Origin of the sequence: Peribacillus sp. NPDC094092 (assembly GCF_050279365.1) — a bacterium.
Classification (GTDB): Bacteria; Bacillota; Bacilli; order Bacillales; family DSM-1321; genus Peribacillus.
Genome location: NZ_JBNNUC010000006.1, coordinates 210,065 through 226,675, shown reverse-complemented (window position 1 = coordinate 226,675; position 16,611 = coordinate 210,065). Strand labels below are relative to the sequence as shown.

Genomic DNA, 16,611 nt, shown 5'->3' with positions numbered 1-16,611 from the left:
ATTGGAGGGGAAACCGTGAAAATTAAGAATGTGAGTCGAATTACGGCGTGTGTACTAATTTTTGCACTGATTTTCAGCTTGATGATTCCGCTAAATTCTCAAGCTGCATCTGTAACACCCATTGAAAATGTAAAAACGATCAAAAATGGGGACACTTTGGACGGAAAGTTTGAAAAACCGGCTGTTCAATGGTATCAAATCAGTCCCACAACAGAAGAAATACAAAAGTTCTCCCATATTGAATTCGAAGTCGATTCGGACAAAATCTTGAATATCTCCGTATATCAAGATAAAGAAAAAGCCGAAAAAGATGAGAGCAATTATATGGTCTCTTCTTATCCTGATGAAAAAGCCGTAGTCGATTTCCCTTATGCTTGGGAAGGTACATATTATGTTAAAGTTGAATATTTCGGCGATACGGATGATGAGGGAAATCCGATCCCGGATGCGGAAAATGTAGCTGAATACTCCATCAATGCGCATTCAGTAACATTGCCGCCATCTGCCGGGGACGAAGGGGAGGATCTTGAATCATGCCCGGTTGAAGTGAGTGTGAACGATAAGAAAACGGGAGAATCCATGTTGAAAACACTTCGCGTGTTTAGAGATGAAGTTCTCACGAAGTCGCCTGAGGGACGCACCCTTTCCTCTTTATACTATAAAGCTTCGCCATTCCTGGCTCTTCATCTTGCCGGGAATAAAACGGCAAGGGAAGCCGTTTATAATCACTTAGTCGAGATTAAGCCCCTTATAGAGGATCTTAATGAAAATGGAGCAAGCAGTACGGCAGTCATTAGCAACAAGCAGCAAGAAGCGATTAAGGCCTTATTCAAAAAGTCGACAGACGTCGCTCCAGCCGGTTTGAAAAAGGATATGGATGCCATTGCAAAGAAAGTCAATCTTGATAAGCTTGCGGGTGAAAGAATCATCGATATCGCAAGCAAAGCGGGAATCGAACTTCCTGCTTCGAAAAATGTAAAGAACAAATATATCGTCAAACTTAAACCAGGGAAGTCATTAAGCACTGTCCAATCCAAGATAAGTGGAAAAGGATATGGAACATTATCGGCACCTAAGCAACAAGAGGCCCTGTATGATGATATGTATGTAGTAGAGTTAAAGAACCAGGCTAAAATGAGCACAGCAGCACTATCCGGTATCGAAAAACTTCCAGAAGTGGAATATATCGAACCGGTAAAAACGTACAAAGCATTTTCTGCCGACATTCAATCACCGTATCAATGGTCTTTGGATAACGCCGGTGGGGAAGAAGGCGTAAAGGGAGCGGACATCGATAACGAAAAACTGCAGAACCTTATTAAAAAACGTAATTTAAAAGATACATTGGTAGCGGTCATCGACACGGGTGTCGATGATTCACTTGCAGATCTGCAGGGTGTCGTTAATATGGAGTCAGGTAAGAACTTCATCGATAAGAAAGAAAAAGCAATCGATGACAATGGCCATGGTACACATGTATCCGGAATCATCGCTGCCAAAGCGGATAATGGATATTCCATGCAAGGAATCAATCCGGTAGCCAAAATCATGCCTGTGAAGGTCTTGGACTCTTCAGGATTTGGAGACAATGAGAAAATTGCACTAGGCATTAAATATGCCGTGGATCACGGTGCAAAGGTCATAAACCTTAGCTTGGGCGGAGAATACAGCAGGACGATTGAATATGCCTTGAAACATGCCGCTGCCAAGAATGTAATGGTAGTCGTAGCAAGCGGTAATGATGGGATGGAGGGCCTTTCTTATCCTGCATCATCTAAATACGCTATATCCGTCGGTGCAACCAATGCGCTTGATTTAGTATCCGATTATTCCAATTATGGTTCGAAATTGGACATGGTCGCTCCAGGGACAGGCATCCCGAGCCTTGTGCCTAATGGGAATGTTACCTACATGGATGGCACATCAATGGCAACTCCGCATGTTGCGGCAGCTACTGCTCTGTTATTATCCGGAAACCCTGGGTTGAAAGTGGATGAAGTAAGGGAAATCCTTCATGAGACATCGGAATATGTCGCTTTTGAAGAAGAAGATAATGCAGACCCTTATGAGGACTATATTCCGGAAGATGGGGAAATCATAATACCTGAAGAAGAACTGCCTGCCGGAAAAGATTTAGTATCTGGATATGGAAGGCTGAATGCGTACAGCGCTCTTAGTGCCGTGGATTTACAAGCTAAAGTCAATCTTGTGATGGATACACAAACAAAACTGACTGGTTCAGCTAAAAAAGGTTCAGTTATCGAAGTGAAAAGCGGAAGCAAAACGCTCGGTAAAGGAACGGCGGCAGCTAACGGAACGTTCACCGTTACGATTCCGGTTCAAAAAGCTGCGCAGCAGCTTACTGTGATTATCTCTGATTCTTCCAAACTGGCAGTATCTTCAATCAAAGTATTCGTGAATAAGGGTGCAACCCCTAACAAACCAACTGTTAAAGCTGTAAGTGACAAAGATACGTATGTAACGGGTCAATCACAAGCGGACATGAAAATCTCAATCAAAAATAGCGCAAAAAAAGTGATCGGTTCAGGTAACACGGACAGCAAAGGGAATTTCAAAGTGAAAATCAGCAAGCAAAAAGCCGGCACTAAACTTTCAGTCACAGCTACAGACTTAGCGAAACGTGAAAGCAAGGCGGCAACCGTGACGGTTCTCGATAAAACAGCCCCAGATGCACCGAAAGTGAATGAAGTAAGCGATAAAGCTACATCAGTAACTGGTAAAGCGGAAATCGGTTCAAGTGTAACCGTGAAGTACAGCAATAAAAACATCGGAACGGCAAAAGCTGATAGTAAAGGAAACTTCTCCATTAAAATCAGCAAGAAAAAAGCAGGGTCCGCATTATACGTCTCAGCAAAAGACAAAGCGGGCAATACAGGAAAAGCGGCAAAAGTAACGGTTAAAGATAAAACCGCTCCAGGTGCACCGAAAGTGAATGAAGTAAACGACAAAGCAACAAAAGTAACTGGTAAAGCGGAAATCGGTTCAAGTGTAACCGTGAAGTACAGCAATAAAAACATCGGAACGGCAAAAGCTGACAGTAAGGGGAACTTCTCCATCAAAATCAGCAAGAAAAAAGCAGGATCCGCATTATACGTCTCAGCAAAAGACAAAGCGGGCAATACAGGTAAAGCAACAAAAGTAACCGTTAAAAAATCTAAATAATAGTGAAGGTCGTTTAACTTACATGTTAAACGGCTTTTTTTGTGGGAAAACGAATGAAAACACCGACCGATGAGCGGCGTTTTTTTCAATATTTGTCATTTCATGATTTCAGATCTGGAGTTTCGCGTTTTAATTCTGAAATAGAACGTACTCTTTTTTCTTGTACTATAAATCTTTATTAGAGAAAAGGAGAGGAGAGAATGAAAATGCAAGAAAAAACAATGGCAACGATTCTTACAGTGATAGCAATGTTGTGTTGCTGGTAAGTTCTTATTTTGCGTTTGCTTTACATAATTAAAATAACTTTGCTTAAGGCTGATTATAGGTGCAATTTACAATTAGTACCCCTTACCCCATGTAGAGAAATCAAATACCAAATTTAAGGAGGAACAATAATGATGAAAAAAGGAAGAGTAATAGCTTTAGGGACTATTTTAGCTTGCTCAATTGGGTTAGGAACGCTTTCGGTTGAGGCTGGGAATGAGAATTCGGGATATTCCTTTAACATTAAGAAAGAGCAAGGCAATGAATATACAGGTACAAAGTATCGCCAGACGACTACGGAGCGGAACACATGGAAAGTGAGAATGTATTATTCGCAAGAAGGAACTAATACCTATACGACTTATTGGCTGGAGAAAAGCAATGGAACGAATGTATCTCCTGCGGTAGATGTTAAGGCAGGGAGTAGCGGTTTAAATAGTGGGCGTAATTATTATATTAAAGGCAATTCGGGTGCTAATGCCACTGAGGTAAGATTAACGGCAGAAAATAATAATTATAGCTCTAGCACCTATTCGGTAAGCAGGTATTGGGATGAAGAGACAGGGAGAATATTACCCGGACAGTATAAAGAATTTTACACCACGGAATATAATAAATAAAAAATGATGAATATGCCATCTTGAATGATTGTTGACTCAAGGTGGCCTTATAAAGGGAGACAAAATGAATAGTTATTATTATCGATTAACAAATAATAAAAAAACAAAGATCATAGTGTTCTGTATTGTGGCGATTGTTATTATTGACATATTTATCTTGATCGGAAATGTTTCATCTTCATGGATCGTTCCCCATTTAGCCACTTTTTTGGCGGGAAGTTCTTTAGGCCATATGATGCAAATGATCCTAATATGGTTTTTGCCCATTTTTCTATTGATCTTGTGTGCCGACAGCTATATCCAAGACTATAAAACAGGCTGCCGATATATCGTAGCGACCAAAAAAGGGCGATATTCTTATTATAAAACGATGTTATTGGGAAGTATGTCATTTTCCTTTTTAGTGATGGTTGGTTGCTTGCTGTTAAATATGCTCATTGTCTATTTGGTGTTCATGAATGGTGAATTTGACAAAGGGTTGACCCCAGATTTATCCCCGGAAAATCCTTTGTATACACTAGCCAATGTAATGCCTGCTGTTAGTAATGTTGTTTATATCATCATTTTTGGTTTTTTCACTAGTTTATGCGCAGGGATGGCGACTGTCCTTAGTTGGTGTTTCCCGGATATAAAGTATACGTATCCATTAAGCTTTGTTATTTGGTTCTCACAAATTTTAGGGTTGAATCATTCATTAGCGATGATTTTTCAACCCTTTAACGAAGTGGATTTTGGGGATTTCTTTTTTATTTTCTTTAAATCTACAATCCTTTTTTTAGCGATCATAACGTTAGGGTTCATGTATAAGGTGAAAAGTGATGAAGTCTAATCAAAAAAAGGTATATGTATCACTGCTGCTTGTTCTGTTATTTGGATGTTTATGGATGACCTATAATATTCATTATTTAAAAATTAAGCAGCTAGACCCAGCGTATCTATTGATCAGTGATGTAAGTGCGAGTGTAGAAGGCTATCTCTCGGTTAAAAATTTATTGATCACATATATGATTCCTTTGTTACTATTTTATCGTTTTTTTATTGAAGATGAGCATCCACACATTATCGTTCGCTTAACATCAAGAATTGACATGCATCGGAGACGGAGCATCCAAGTTTTTATAAGTTCGTTTATCTTTGCGTTCATCATTTTATTGATTAATTTCGCAGCTGTTTTCTTATTCGATAGATTTCACTTTATATCATCAAATTATTGGAACTTATCTCTTCTTAATTTAGCGCTATTAACGTGTATTTATTTCTCGATTGGCCTGCTTTATTATTTCATTTTTGATTATTCCAATTCAATCATTGCGACGGCAGCGACCTTTTGTATCTGTTTTCTCTTATATGTGATAAAGAGTCAGCTGAATATGGATTGGGGTCCTGCCAGTTCCGCAAATGTTATCGATCCTATATTAAGCAGCGGAATTACAGGATATTATTCACTAATCATGATTGGAAAAGAATTATTTTTATCTCTCGTGATGGTTTTACTTGGGCTATTCGCGATCGAGAAAAAAGATTTCATGTCTGGTGTTTCTGATGACTAAACGAATCTTCTTAACGATGTTGATCGTCATTTTGATGCAAATTTTATTATTTGATTATTTTGATGGCTCTAAAGCCGATCTTACCGGATATATGATCGTTAGCGGAGTTCCCATCAGTAATAAGTTTGTTGTATTGGGAACATGGTATATGTTTTTTTCTGGATTGAGTTTTTTGTCGTTAGGTTATTTGCGGCAATATATTTCCGGTTATGGGGTCTGCCTGATGATCAGGGAAAAAAGCAGGGTGAAACTAGGGATTAGCAGAATCATGAAGTTAATGATCCTTATATTTGGATTATCTTTAATTCAGCTTCTTTTCTCTATCGTGTTCGCTTTTATAAATAATGTGGGTCAGGCCTTTTTTTATGATGATTTTCAATCATTGATTTGTATAGCAAGTCTTTATATGATGTCCAATTTTGTCCTTGTTTTCATTCAAATGGCACTCGAGCTTTACCTGACAGAACAAGTATCTTTATTGCTGATAAATGTTTATGTGCTTTTTTCGGTCACTTCAGGCGGAGTTCTTTTATCAGTACAAAAGCTGACGTGGATTTTATATTTTTTGATTCCCAACTTCGGAATGTATGAAAGGGTGCATGTACCTGAATCAGGTGGAATATCACCGGTACTTGCCTTTATGGTTTTAACTATAATAACAATCATTTTATGTGTTTTATCTTGTATACGATTAAAGAAAATGGATTTAACTTAATGAGGTGCACAATGACAAAAATACAAATTAGCTCTTTAAATAAAAAGATGAAGAAGAAGACGCTCTTACATGATATTAATTATGAGTTTAGCGGCGGGAAAATATATGGTTTGTATGGAAGGAATGGCTCCGGTAAAACGATGCTGCTTAGAGCGATTGCAGGATTAATCATGCCAAGCTCAGGAGAAATTGCCATAGACGAAAAAATTCTTCATAAAGATATATCCTTTCCTGCTAATATTAGTGTCATTATTGAAAACACTTCGCTGCTGCACCAATATGACGCTTATACAAATCTGAAAATATTAGCAAAAATCAGGAACATCGCTACTGATGAAGATATTAAACTGAATATAAAAAGAGTCGGCCTTGATCCGGAATCAAAAATGAAGGTTGGAAAATTTTCGTTAGGAATGAAGCAGCGTTTAAGCGTCGCCCAAGCGATATTTGAAAAACCGGACATTTTATTGTTGGATGAACCGACAAATGCCATCGATGAAGAAGGTGTTACGCTAGTTTATCAGATCTTGAAGGAAGAAAAAGAGCGCGGCGCCCTCATTCTGTTGACAAGCCATCATAAACAGGACCTGGAGGCATTAGCCGATGAGTATGTAAAGATGGATAATGGAGGTATCGTCCTTGACTCTAAATAAAAGTATGGCAGCATTAAGCTTACTAGTATTATTTGGCGGTTACCTTATATATAAAGTGTACTTTGTTTCATCAGCAATTAGTGCAGATAATAGAAATAATGAAAATAATGCAGCATCCTATAAGGTTTTGGAATCACAAAAAATCATTGTTGGTAAAGATATCGCTCCGGGCTTTTATGATATCAAAGCCCTGGATAATGAAGCGGAACATCACGGTGAGAAAATGCACAAAAATGCGGTTGTGCATGCAATACCTTTGGACCTTAATGTGAATTTCTCGATTAAAGGGAAGTTCGAATTCAATCCTTCAGAATTTGAAAAAGTAGAGAGAAAGGGTCAAAAATACATCCTTGAAAAACCTGGTTATTATGTAGTCGGTGAAGAAATACAAGCGGGGAATTATGTACTATCACGGACATCCGATAAGATCCGAGTATTTGTCGATATAAGAGATGGAACAAAAGCAGGAAGTTTGCAAACGATTCAATGGGAAATAGGTGAAAAAGTAAAGAAGCCAACTGAAGTTGAACTGAAAAATGGGTATAACGTGTATATAGAAAAAAGGGAAAAAGAAGGTTATATATCAAATGAGGGTGACCTGATATTTGAGAGGAATAATGAAAGTGATTAATTTTATGGGATTTAATACTACCTAATTTATAAGGAATCAAGCTCAAAAATGGCGGATTCCTTATTTTAAATGTATATGCCTAGGTCGGGATTTTCGAGGGTCGACATATCCGCCGTTTATTTGATGTCCGAGAGAGCTCGCAATGACTACTGCTGCGAAGAGGAGGATGATTTTCTTCAATTAAATATCTTCTTTCCGTTTTTTTATTTTTAAAGATTACACCCAAATGCCTCTTCCTTCAACCCCCTTTTTATGGATGTCGAATTAATTAACCTAATGTATCAAGGTTGTGAATTTATGGGAGTCAGCTTTTTGAGGGCTCTCATTCGCTTTTAGTTGTGAAAATTCCACCACTTCTATCTTGAATTGCTCTAGATATATGTATTTCCGTCGGCTGTAAGGCTAGGGAGATGACTGAAAGGGGAGGTCTTGATGCGGTAAATGGGGCTGAATGAAAAAAACAATGCAGGGGCAAGTTCGATTTTACTTGCCCCTGCATTTGTCAGCTCATTTAGTGAATTCACTTCTCAGGAGATAGACGACATCATATTTCTTCAACTCGTCCATATGGCTATCACTATCACCATAAAAATCATTGGAGAGTGAATGTATGCCTTCATTTCCGCTTGAATAACAAATACTCGCCAATGCAAGCTTGTTTGTGCTGTTTATTTTGAGTTTGCCAGCACTGCCCCATACGCTTGAATCCATTTCATCAATGGTTTCGGGATAAGTAGCTGTATCGGTACCATCGCCGTTTTGAATGCTGATGTTGAACATCGATCGTTTTTGATCAGCAGCCGTTTTGGAAGTCGTAAAGATGATCGTTCCCTTATCTTTGACGGCAGTTGTCATGCGTCCCATTTCAGGTTCGACAAGTTTGCCAAATTCATATTTTTCGACCCAGACGGACATCTCCTTGTATGTATCATCAACATTGAAATCGATAAGGAAGGAATGTTCACTAGAATTCTCGAGGATGGCTTTTTCCCTTGCTGTCAACTCAGGAACGGAAAGGTTATTCCCGGATATAGGCTCATCAGCCTTACAGGCGACTAACGAAAATGAGATCAGGGATAGGATGGTGGATAAAAAGATCTTTTTCATGATTTTCACCTCTTGAATACTATTTACCTAATTAAAACCAATTCTTATATATTATAACATTATAATGAAAAACGGAATCGGAACGCGGCAAAAAGGCAAGCAATCGTTATGCTTGCCTTTTTGCTGCATTTAGAATGGTTGGGAAAGAGCCTTATTGGCAACATCGACGTCATTTTGAAGCAATTGGTTCAAGTCATATGCAGGATAGAGGTTTCTTTCATAAAGGTAGTGGAATATCTTGGCATGAGTATCGATGGCTCCATTTAAATGTTTCCTAAATAATTTTCGAAGGGAAGGGGTGGCTGTTTCAGTAATGGCACCTGCATAACTTTTGATGGATGATTTTGCAAAGCCCAGCAATTCCCCGGCAGCCGCGGCCGATGCGTCATCCCTTGTTACATCGTCATCCCGGCCCGTCTTAGGCGTCAATGGGTAAAATTGCAGCAGATCCATGATGTTTTGGGTAAGGGAATCGATCGTTTGCCTATATATCGTTTTTAAAATGGGGTCTTTTATTTTCGGATAAGCTTTTTTAAATTTCATAAGGGCATGGGACTGGGCTGCGACCAATTCATGAAGCTCGAGTGTTTCATGCCAAGCAAGATGAGAATGGGTGGGTTTCATGTAGATTCCTCCTGAACGAATAATCTTGATATGTTATTCGAACAATGGGCTATAGGTAAGTTGTATAGTGAAATTGTTTGTGGAAAAGGCTGTCCCATCTTGCTTCACATTCACAGTTCAGGAGGATCGTCATGTTTTATTGATATTGCTCGAGAACAGAGAAGAACTTTTTGGCAAATTGGTAAAAAAGTTTTTCTGATGGTGCCAAGTCCCTGTTTTTGGGAGTGATGATGCCTACAGTCCGTTTGACTTCGGGTGTATCGATCGGTATTTTGACAGTCAGTCTTGGGATGACTTCATAAAAGGTACTGTCAGGGAGCAGACTGACTCCGATTCCGGCAGATACGAGCCCTTTTATGGAATCCATGTCTTCACCTTCCGAGGCGATGTTCGGTACGAAACCGGCCGCTTTGCACGCTTCGAGAGCGATAGTGTGAAAGATGTATCCTTTTGGAAACAAGACGAAGGGATCATTTCGCAAATCACTTAGACGCAGACTTTTCCTTTCGGCCAATGGGTGCGTTATCGGCAGTAAAGCGGAAATGTTTTCCGTGAACAGGATATGACCGTCGATATCTGGATCGTCTGTCGGGATCGGTCCAAGGAAGGCTAATCCGATTTCGCGACTTTTGACAGCTTCCTTTAACGAGGAATAAGATCCCTGTCTTAAGTGGAAGCCGATATTCGGCTGCTCATCTTTAAAAGCGGAAATGACGGTAGGCAGCAAATGGGTGGAAAGGCTGGTCGGGAACCCGATTTTAATGCTTCCGTGTTCAGGGTCCAAAAACTCATCAATTTGATATTTGGCATATTCTATCGCCTGTATCGCCGTTTTTGCATGGATTAAGAAAATCTTACCAATTGGAGTTAACTGGATATTCCGGCCGACTTTCTCGAATAAAAGAACGCCAAGCTCATCTTCCAGTCTGGAGATTTGCCGGCTGATTGCTGATTGTGCAATATGCAGGTGCTCCGCGGCTTCAGAGACATGTTCCCTCTCGGCGACCTCAACAAAATAACGTAATTGTCGTAGTTCCATTTATTCATCCTCCAGGCATTCATCTCAAACTGAGATAGATTCTACTAGAATTATATATTGTTTATATCGATTTGAAAACCTAGAATAAATGTAAGTGACATAACGGTGGAAGAATACGATGGGGGCGATTAATATGACATACAATCAAATACCAAAAGCACAAGGGCTCTACCATCCTGAATTTGAACATGATGCATGTGGGATCGGTTTATACGCTCATTTAAAAGGGCTTGCTACACATGACATCGTCAAACAAGGACTGAATATGCTGTGCCAATTAGATCATCGCGGCGGACAAGGCAGCGATCCCCTTACAGGAGATGGCGCAGGATTAATGGTACAGATCCCTGATGAATATTTCAGGCTGGCATGCCCGGAAATGAACTTGCCAGCAAAAGGACGCTATGGCGTAGGCATGCTCTTTTTCTCTAACAATGATGATGAACGGAATGAAATCGAAACTCGTTTGAATGCATTTATCGAACAAGAGGGCCAAACGCTATTAGGCTGGAGAACGGTTCCTGTTGATGCAACGAAAATCGGGGAGGTCGGCAAGGAGACATGTCCGACGATCCGCCAAGTGTTCATCGGGGCAAGCGAAGGACTGACAGATGATTTAGCTTTTGAGCGTAAATTGTTCATTATCAGAAAACAAGCTGAAAACTGGGCACGTGAACGCGGCAATCGCTTTTATTTTGCCAGCCTTTCAAGTGCTACGATCGTATACAAAGGTTTATTGACGCCAGAGCAGGTGGATGCTTTTTATCTTGACCTTCAGCAGGAATCTTTCGTTTCGGCTTTCGCTTTAGTGCATTCCCGCTTCAGCACGAATACTTTTCCAAGTTGGGAACGGGCACATCCAAACCGTTACCTGATCCATAATGGCGAAATCAATACGCTTAGAGGCAATGTGAATTGGATGAAAGCGCGTGAGCAGCAATTTGTATCGGAAGCATTCGGGGATGACCTGCAAAAGGTCCTGCCTATTCTCGATATAGACGGCAGTGATTCCTCGATCCTTGATAATGCACTTGAATTCTTCGTGCTTGCCGGGCGTAAACCGGCACATGCGGCGATGATGCTCATTCCCGAACCGTGGACGGAGAACCCGCATATGACGAAGGAAAAGAAGGCATTTTACGAATATCATAGCATGCTCATGGAGCCATGGGATGGTCCGACGGCCATATCCTTTACGAATGGCAAGCAAATCGGTGCCATCCTTGATCGAAATGGTTTAAGGCCGGCAAGGTATTATGTGACAAAAGATGATTACATCATTTTCTCATCCGAAGTCGGCGTGATCGATGTGGAGCCGGAGAATGTATTATATAAAGATCGTTTAAGCCCAGGCAGAATGCTTTTAATAGATTTAGAGGAAGGCCGCATTGTTTCCGATGAAGAGATCAAGTCTGAAATGGCTCAGGAAAAACCATACCAGCAATGGCTGGACGAACAGCTTGTTCAATTACGTGACGAAGAACCTGTGCTCGAAGGGGAGCCATTGAGTGATTTGTTATTCAGGCAAAAAGCGTTCGGATACACGTATGAAGATGTCCAAAAATATTTACTGCCGGTCATTAACGAAGGCAAAGATCCACTGGGCAGCATGGGGAATGACATTCCATTAGCGGTCTTATCAGATCGGCCGCAATCGCTATTCAACTATTTCAAGCAATCCTTTGCACAGGTAACCAACCCGCCAATCGATTCGCTTCGTGAACAGATCGTCACGTCAACGATGACATTTCTTGGTGCGGAAGGAGATTTGCTGAAACCGGATGAAACGAACAGCCGCCGCATCCAATTGGATTCACCTGTTTTGACGCCAGGTCAAATGCAGCAGTTGAAAGAAAATGCCTATCCTGAATTCAAGAGCAAAGTCATTCACACTCTATTTTCAGAAGATTTAGAGAGTGAGCTCGATCGCATCTGCCGTGAAGCGGAACAAGCGATCGCTGATGGTGTCAGCCTTTTGATATTATCTGACAAGGATATGAGCAAAGAAAAAGCTGCGATTCCTTCCCTGCTGGCCGCGAGTGCCCTTCATCAAGAGCTGATCCGTCATGGGAACCGTACGAAAGTGAGCATTATCGTTGAATCGGGGGAAGCAAGGGAAGTCCATCATTATGCGTCCCTGATCGGGTATGGAGTGGATGCGATTTACCCTTACCTTGCCTATGAAACATATAAGCAGGCGATATTGGAAGGCAGTTTATCCATCAGATATGAAGAAACGGTAAGGAAATATGTACGCTCGTTGACAGAAGGCATCGTAAAAGTGATGTCGAAAATGGGGATTTCAACGATTCAAAGTTATCGCGGCGCACAAATTTTCGAAGCGGTCGGAATCGGTGCTGAAGTGATCGAACGCTATTTCAGCGGTACGGCATCGCAGCTTAGTGGGATCGATTTGGAAACGATCGCAGATGAAGCGTTGATTCGCCATAGGAAGGCTGCAGCAGATTCCCTTGACCAAACTCTTGAAAGCGGAAGTGATTTTCAATGGAGAAAAACAGGGGAACATCATGCTTTCAATCCTAAAACGATCCATACACTGCAATGGGCCTGCCGGAAAGGCGACTATAATTTATTTAAGCAATATTCAAACTTGGCGAATGAAGAGAGACTCGGGTTTTTAAGGAATTTATTCTCGTTCGATCAAAAACGCCAAAGCATTTCCATAGATGAAGTGGAATCCGTGGAATCCATCGTCAGCCGATTCAAGACGGGCGCGATGTCATTCGGTTCATTGAGTCAGGAAGCACATGAAACATTAGCGATTGCGATGAACCGTTTAGGCGGAAAAAGCAATAGCGGAGAAGGCGGGGAGCATCCTAGCCGTTACCAACTGGATGAAAACGGCGATGACCGCCGCAGCGGAATTAAACAAATTGCATCCGGCCGTTTTGGAGTGAAAAGCCATTACCTTGTTAATGCAGATGAACTGCAAATCAAAATGGCGCAAGGTGCAAAGCCGGGTGAAGGCGGCCAGCTGCCAGGGAACAAAGTATATCCTTGGGTCGCTGAGGTCCGCGGTTCCACACCGGGTGTCGGCCTGATTTCACCGCCTCCGCATCATGATATCTATTCGATTGAAGATCTGGCACAGCTGATCCATGATTTGAAAAATGCGAACCGTGATGCCAGGATCAGCGTAAAGCTTGTGTCAAAAGCAGGCGTAGGCACGATTGCAGCAGGTGTGGCTAAAGGTGCCGCAGATGTCATCGTTATCAGCGGGTATGATGGCGGTACGGGGGCATCACCAAAAACAAGTATCAAACATACAGGCCTTCCTTGGGAGCTGGGCCTTGCAGAAGCACACCAAACATTGATGCTGAATGGCTTGCGCAGCCGTGTAGTTCTTGAAACGGATGGAAAGCTAATGACGGGCCGCGATGTGGTCATGGCAGCTATCCTTGGAGCGGAAGAATTCGGCTTTGCTACAGCACCGCTTGTGGTTCTTGGCTGTGTCATGATGCGTGCTTGCCATTTGGATACATGTCCAGTCGGGGTAGCTACTCAAAACCCTGAGCTTCGCGATAAATTCACTGGAGATCCGGATCATGTCGTGAATTTCATGCGCTTCATTGCTGAGGAAGTGCGGGAAACGATGGCTGAGCTTGGATTTAGAACTCTGGAAGAAATGGTCGGCCGCACTGATGTTTTACAAGTGAGCGAGCGTGCGCAAAACCATTGGAAAGCGAAGCATCTGGACTTGACGACACTTCTTTTCCAACCGGAGGGGATACGTACGTATCAACTTCCTCAAAACCATAAAATTGATGAATCCCTGGATATCCGTGAGATTTTACCGGTTGTGGAGCCTGCTTTGATTGATCAAACCCAGGTGGATGTCAGCTTCCCGATTACAAACGTGAACCGTGTGGTCGGAACGGTTGTCGGCAGTGAAGTATCCAAACGGTATGGGGAAGAAGGGCTGCCAGAAGATACGATCACACTCCGTTTTACGGGATCGGCGGGCCAGAGCTTCGGTGCGTTCATTCCAAAAGGGATGTCGATGTATTTGACTGGTGATGTCAATGACTACGTTGGGAAAGGCTTATCTGGCGGAAAGATCATTGTCACGGCACCTGCTGGCAATCAGATTGAGGCTGGGGACAATGTAATTGCCGGAAATATCGCCTTATACGGCGGAACAAGCGGTGAGGCATACATTAATGGCCGTGCAGGAGAACGATTTGCCGTACGGAACAGCGGAGTCAACGTCGTCGTTGAAGGAATTGGAGATCATGGCTGTGAGTATATGACAGGCGGACGCGTGGTCATTCTGGGTGACGTCGGCAAAAACTTTGCGGCAGGCATGTCAGGCGGCATCGCTTATGTACTTGCTGATGATGCAGAACAATTCAATGCATTATGCAATGGTGAAATGATAGAATTCGAGACGCTGGATGATATCGATGATGCAAACGAAGTAAAGGAAATGCTCTACAGCCACGTTCATTATACAGAAAGTGCCAAAGCAACGTATGTACTGGAAAACTGGGCGGATTTCGCCAATAAATTCGTAAAAGTCATTCCGAAAGATTACAAACGGATGATCAAAAGCATCAATGAGCAGAAGCGTGCAGGGCTAACGGATGAAGAAGCGATCATGAGTGCATTTCAAGCAAATGCCGTTCAAGATAAAAAAATCACTAAACAAGCTGTGATGCAATAAGGAAGGGGAGAGAAAGATGGGAAAAGCAACAGGATTTATGGATTACCCGCGAGAAAAACCAAAAGACCGGAATCCTCTCACTCGTTTAAGCGACTGGAGAGAATATACAGCTCCTTTCTCTGATGAAAAGTTAAGTACACAGGGAGCGCGGTGTATGGACTGCGCCACCCCTTTCTGCCATATGGGCATGGAATTGAACCGGGTCACAACAGGCTGTCCGATTCATAATCTGATCCCGGAGTGGAATGATTTGGTGTACCGCGGCAGATGGAAAGAAGCATTGGACCGTTTATCGAAAACGAATAATTTCCCTGAATTCACCGGGCGCGTCTGCCCGGCCCCTTGTGAAGGGTCTTGTACAGTAGGGATTAGCGATCCTGCCGTTACCATCAAGAACATTGAACGGACCATCATCGACAAAGGATTTGAAAATGGCTGGATCACGCCTCGCATCCCTGAAAGCAGGACCGGCAAGAAAATTGCTATCATCGGTTCAGGCCCTGCAGGATTGGCGAGTGCCGACCAGTTGAATCAAGCAGGTCATTCGGTCACGGTTTATGAGCGCTCAGACCGTGCAGGCGGGCTGTTGACATACGGCATCCCGAACATGAAGCTTGAAAAGGATGTCGTTGCCCGCCGAATTAAATTATTGACCCAGGAAGGCATCGATTTCATTACCAATACAGAAGTAGGCAAGGATATAACAGCCGAAGAACTGCAAGATCAATATGATGCAGTCATCCTTTGCACAGGTGCCCAAAAGCAGCGTGACTTGGTAATTGAAGGACGCGGGGCAACAGGCATTCACCTTGCAATGGATTACTTGACGACTTCGACTAAAAGCCTGTTGGACTCCAATTTTGAAGACGGCAAGTTTATAGACACTAAGGGGAAGGACGTCATCGTCATCGGCGGCGGGGATACAGGAGCTGACTGTGTCGCAACTGCCCTTCGTCAGGAATGTAAGAGCGTCGTGCAATTCGGGAAGCATCCAATTCTTCCGACGGCCCGTACATCTGATAATATGTGGCCAGCCTACCCGAATGTATTTTCCCTTGATTATGCCTATGAAGAAGCGGAAGCGAAATTCGGTGCAGATCCGCGTCAATATTCAATCCAAACAAAAAAAATCGTAGCCGATGAAAATGGCAACGTTAAAGAACTGCACACAATCTCAATGGAAAAAATCAAAGGCGAAGACGGAATGTACATTTTCAGGGAAGTTCCAGGAACTGAAAAAGTATGGCCTGCACAATTCGTTTTCATCGCAATCGGATTTGAAGGAACTGAAATGCCGCTATTAACTCAATTTGGCGTAGAAACAGTAAATCAAAAAATTGATGCCGTCTATGGCGAATACAAAACGAATGTCGAAGGGGTCTTTGCTGCCGGAGATGCAAGGAGAGGGCAAAGCCTCATCGTTTGGGCAATCAATGAAGGCCGTGAAGTGGCGCGGGAAGTGGACCGCTACTTGATGGGCGCAACGGTATTGCCTTAATAGCAAGAAAAGGAAGTGCCATAATGGCACTTCCTTTTTTTAT

12 protein-coding genes are annotated in these 16,611 nt (G+C 42.3%); 9 read left to right on the top strand and 3 right to left on the bottom strand.

The window, feature by feature from the left end; all coding sequences use genetic code 11:
- Nucleotides 1-15 precede the first annotated feature (15 nt).
- The 7 genes from ACQKNS_RS23510 to ACQKNS_RS23480 all read left to right on the top strand — a co-directional run bounded on the left by ACQKNS_RS23510 (nucleotide 16) and on the right by ACQKNS_RS23480 (nucleotide 7,616).
- Nucleotides 16-3,183, top strand: a complete 3,168-nt coding sequence (locus ACQKNS_RS23510; protein ID WP_427645689.1) for an Ig-like domain-containing protein — start codon at nucleotides 16-18, stop codon at nucleotides 3,181-3,183.
- A 395-nt stretch (nucleotides 3,184-3,578) separates the two neighbouring features.
- The gene (locus ACQKNS_RS23505; RefSeq protein WP_427645688.1) at nucleotides 3,579-4,067 is read left to right on the top strand and encodes a DUF2712 domain-containing protein; all 489 of its coding nucleotides are present in this window, start codon (nucleotides 3,579-3,581) and stop codon (nucleotides 4,065-4,067) included.
- Between the two features lie 64 nt (nucleotides 4,068-4,131).
- Entirely contained in the window at nucleotides 4,132-4,896 is a 765-nt protein-coding gene (locus ACQKNS_RS23500) for a hypothetical protein (RefSeq protein ID WP_427645687.1), read from the top strand.
- Entirely contained in the window at nucleotides 4,886-5,617 is a 732-nt protein-coding gene (locus tag ACQKNS_RS23495) for a WxPxxD family membrane protein (protein ID WP_427645686.1), read from the top strand. The genes ACQKNS_RS23500 and ACQKNS_RS23495 overlap by 11 nt, the downstream gene beginning before the upstream one ends.
- Nucleotides 5,610-6,332 (top strand): DUF2705 family protein, encoded by a 723-nt coding sequence (locus ACQKNS_RS23490; protein ID WP_427645685.1) that lies wholly within the window; start codon nucleotides 5,610-5,612, stop codon nucleotides 6,330-6,332. Before ACQKNS_RS23495 ends, ACQKNS_RS23490 begins: the two co-directional genes overlap by 8 nt.
- A gap of 11 nt (nucleotides 6,333-6,343) precedes the next feature.
- A complete protein-coding gene (locus tag ACQKNS_RS23485) occupies nucleotides 6,344-6,985 on the top strand; it encodes an ATP-binding cassette domain-containing protein (RefSeq protein ID WP_427645684.1) in 642 nt (213 codons plus the stop codon).
- Entirely contained in the window at nucleotides 6,972-7,616 is a 645-nt protein-coding gene (locus ACQKNS_RS23480) for a hypothetical protein (RefSeq protein WP_427645683.1), read from the top strand. Before ACQKNS_RS23485 ends, ACQKNS_RS23480 begins: the two co-directional genes overlap by 14 nt.
- Nucleotides 7,617-8,123: 507 nt before the next feature.
- Here the strand turns inward: ACQKNS_RS23480 and ACQKNS_RS23475 are convergent.
- The 3 genes from ACQKNS_RS23475 to ACQKNS_RS23465 form a co-directional block, all read right to left on the bottom strand.
- Nucleotides 8,124-8,723: a hypothetical protein gene (locus ACQKNS_RS23475; protein WP_427645682.1), complete on the bottom strand. Its 600-nt coding sequence runs from the start codon at nucleotides 8,721-8,723 to the stop codon at nucleotides 8,124-8,126.
- Nucleotides 8,724-8,852: 129 nt separating this feature from the next.
- Nucleotides 8,853-9,347, bottom strand: a complete 495-nt coding sequence (locus tag ACQKNS_RS23470; RefSeq protein ID WP_427645681.1) for a spore coat protein — start codon at nucleotides 9,345-9,347, stop codon at nucleotides 8,853-8,855.
- A 136-nt stretch (nucleotides 9,348-9,483) separates the two neighbouring features.
- Nucleotides 9,484-10,386: a LysR family transcriptional regulator gene (locus tag ACQKNS_RS23465; RefSeq protein ID WP_427645680.1), complete on the bottom strand. Its 903-nt coding sequence runs from the start codon at nucleotides 10,384-10,386 to the stop codon at nucleotides 9,484-9,486.
- A gap of 133 nt (nucleotides 10,387-10,519) precedes the next feature.
- On the opposite strand from ACQKNS_RS23465, the gene gltB reads away from it, so the two are divergent.
- Together gltB and gltD are read left to right on the top strand one after the other, a co-directional pair.
- Nucleotides 10,520-15,070 (top strand): glutamate synthase large subunit, encoded by a 4,551-nt coding sequence (gltB, locus tag ACQKNS_RS23460; RefSeq protein WP_427645679.1) that lies wholly within the window; start codon nucleotides 10,520-10,522, stop codon nucleotides 15,068-15,070.
- 16 nt (nucleotides 15,071-15,086) lie between these two features.
- Nucleotides 15,087-16,568, top strand: a complete 1,482-nt coding sequence (gene gltD / locus ACQKNS_RS23455) for a glutamate synthase small subunit (RefSeq protein WP_427645678.1) — start codon at nucleotides 15,087-15,089, stop codon at nucleotides 16,566-16,568.
- The last annotated feature ends 43 nt before the right edge of the window (nucleotides 16,569-16,611 follow it).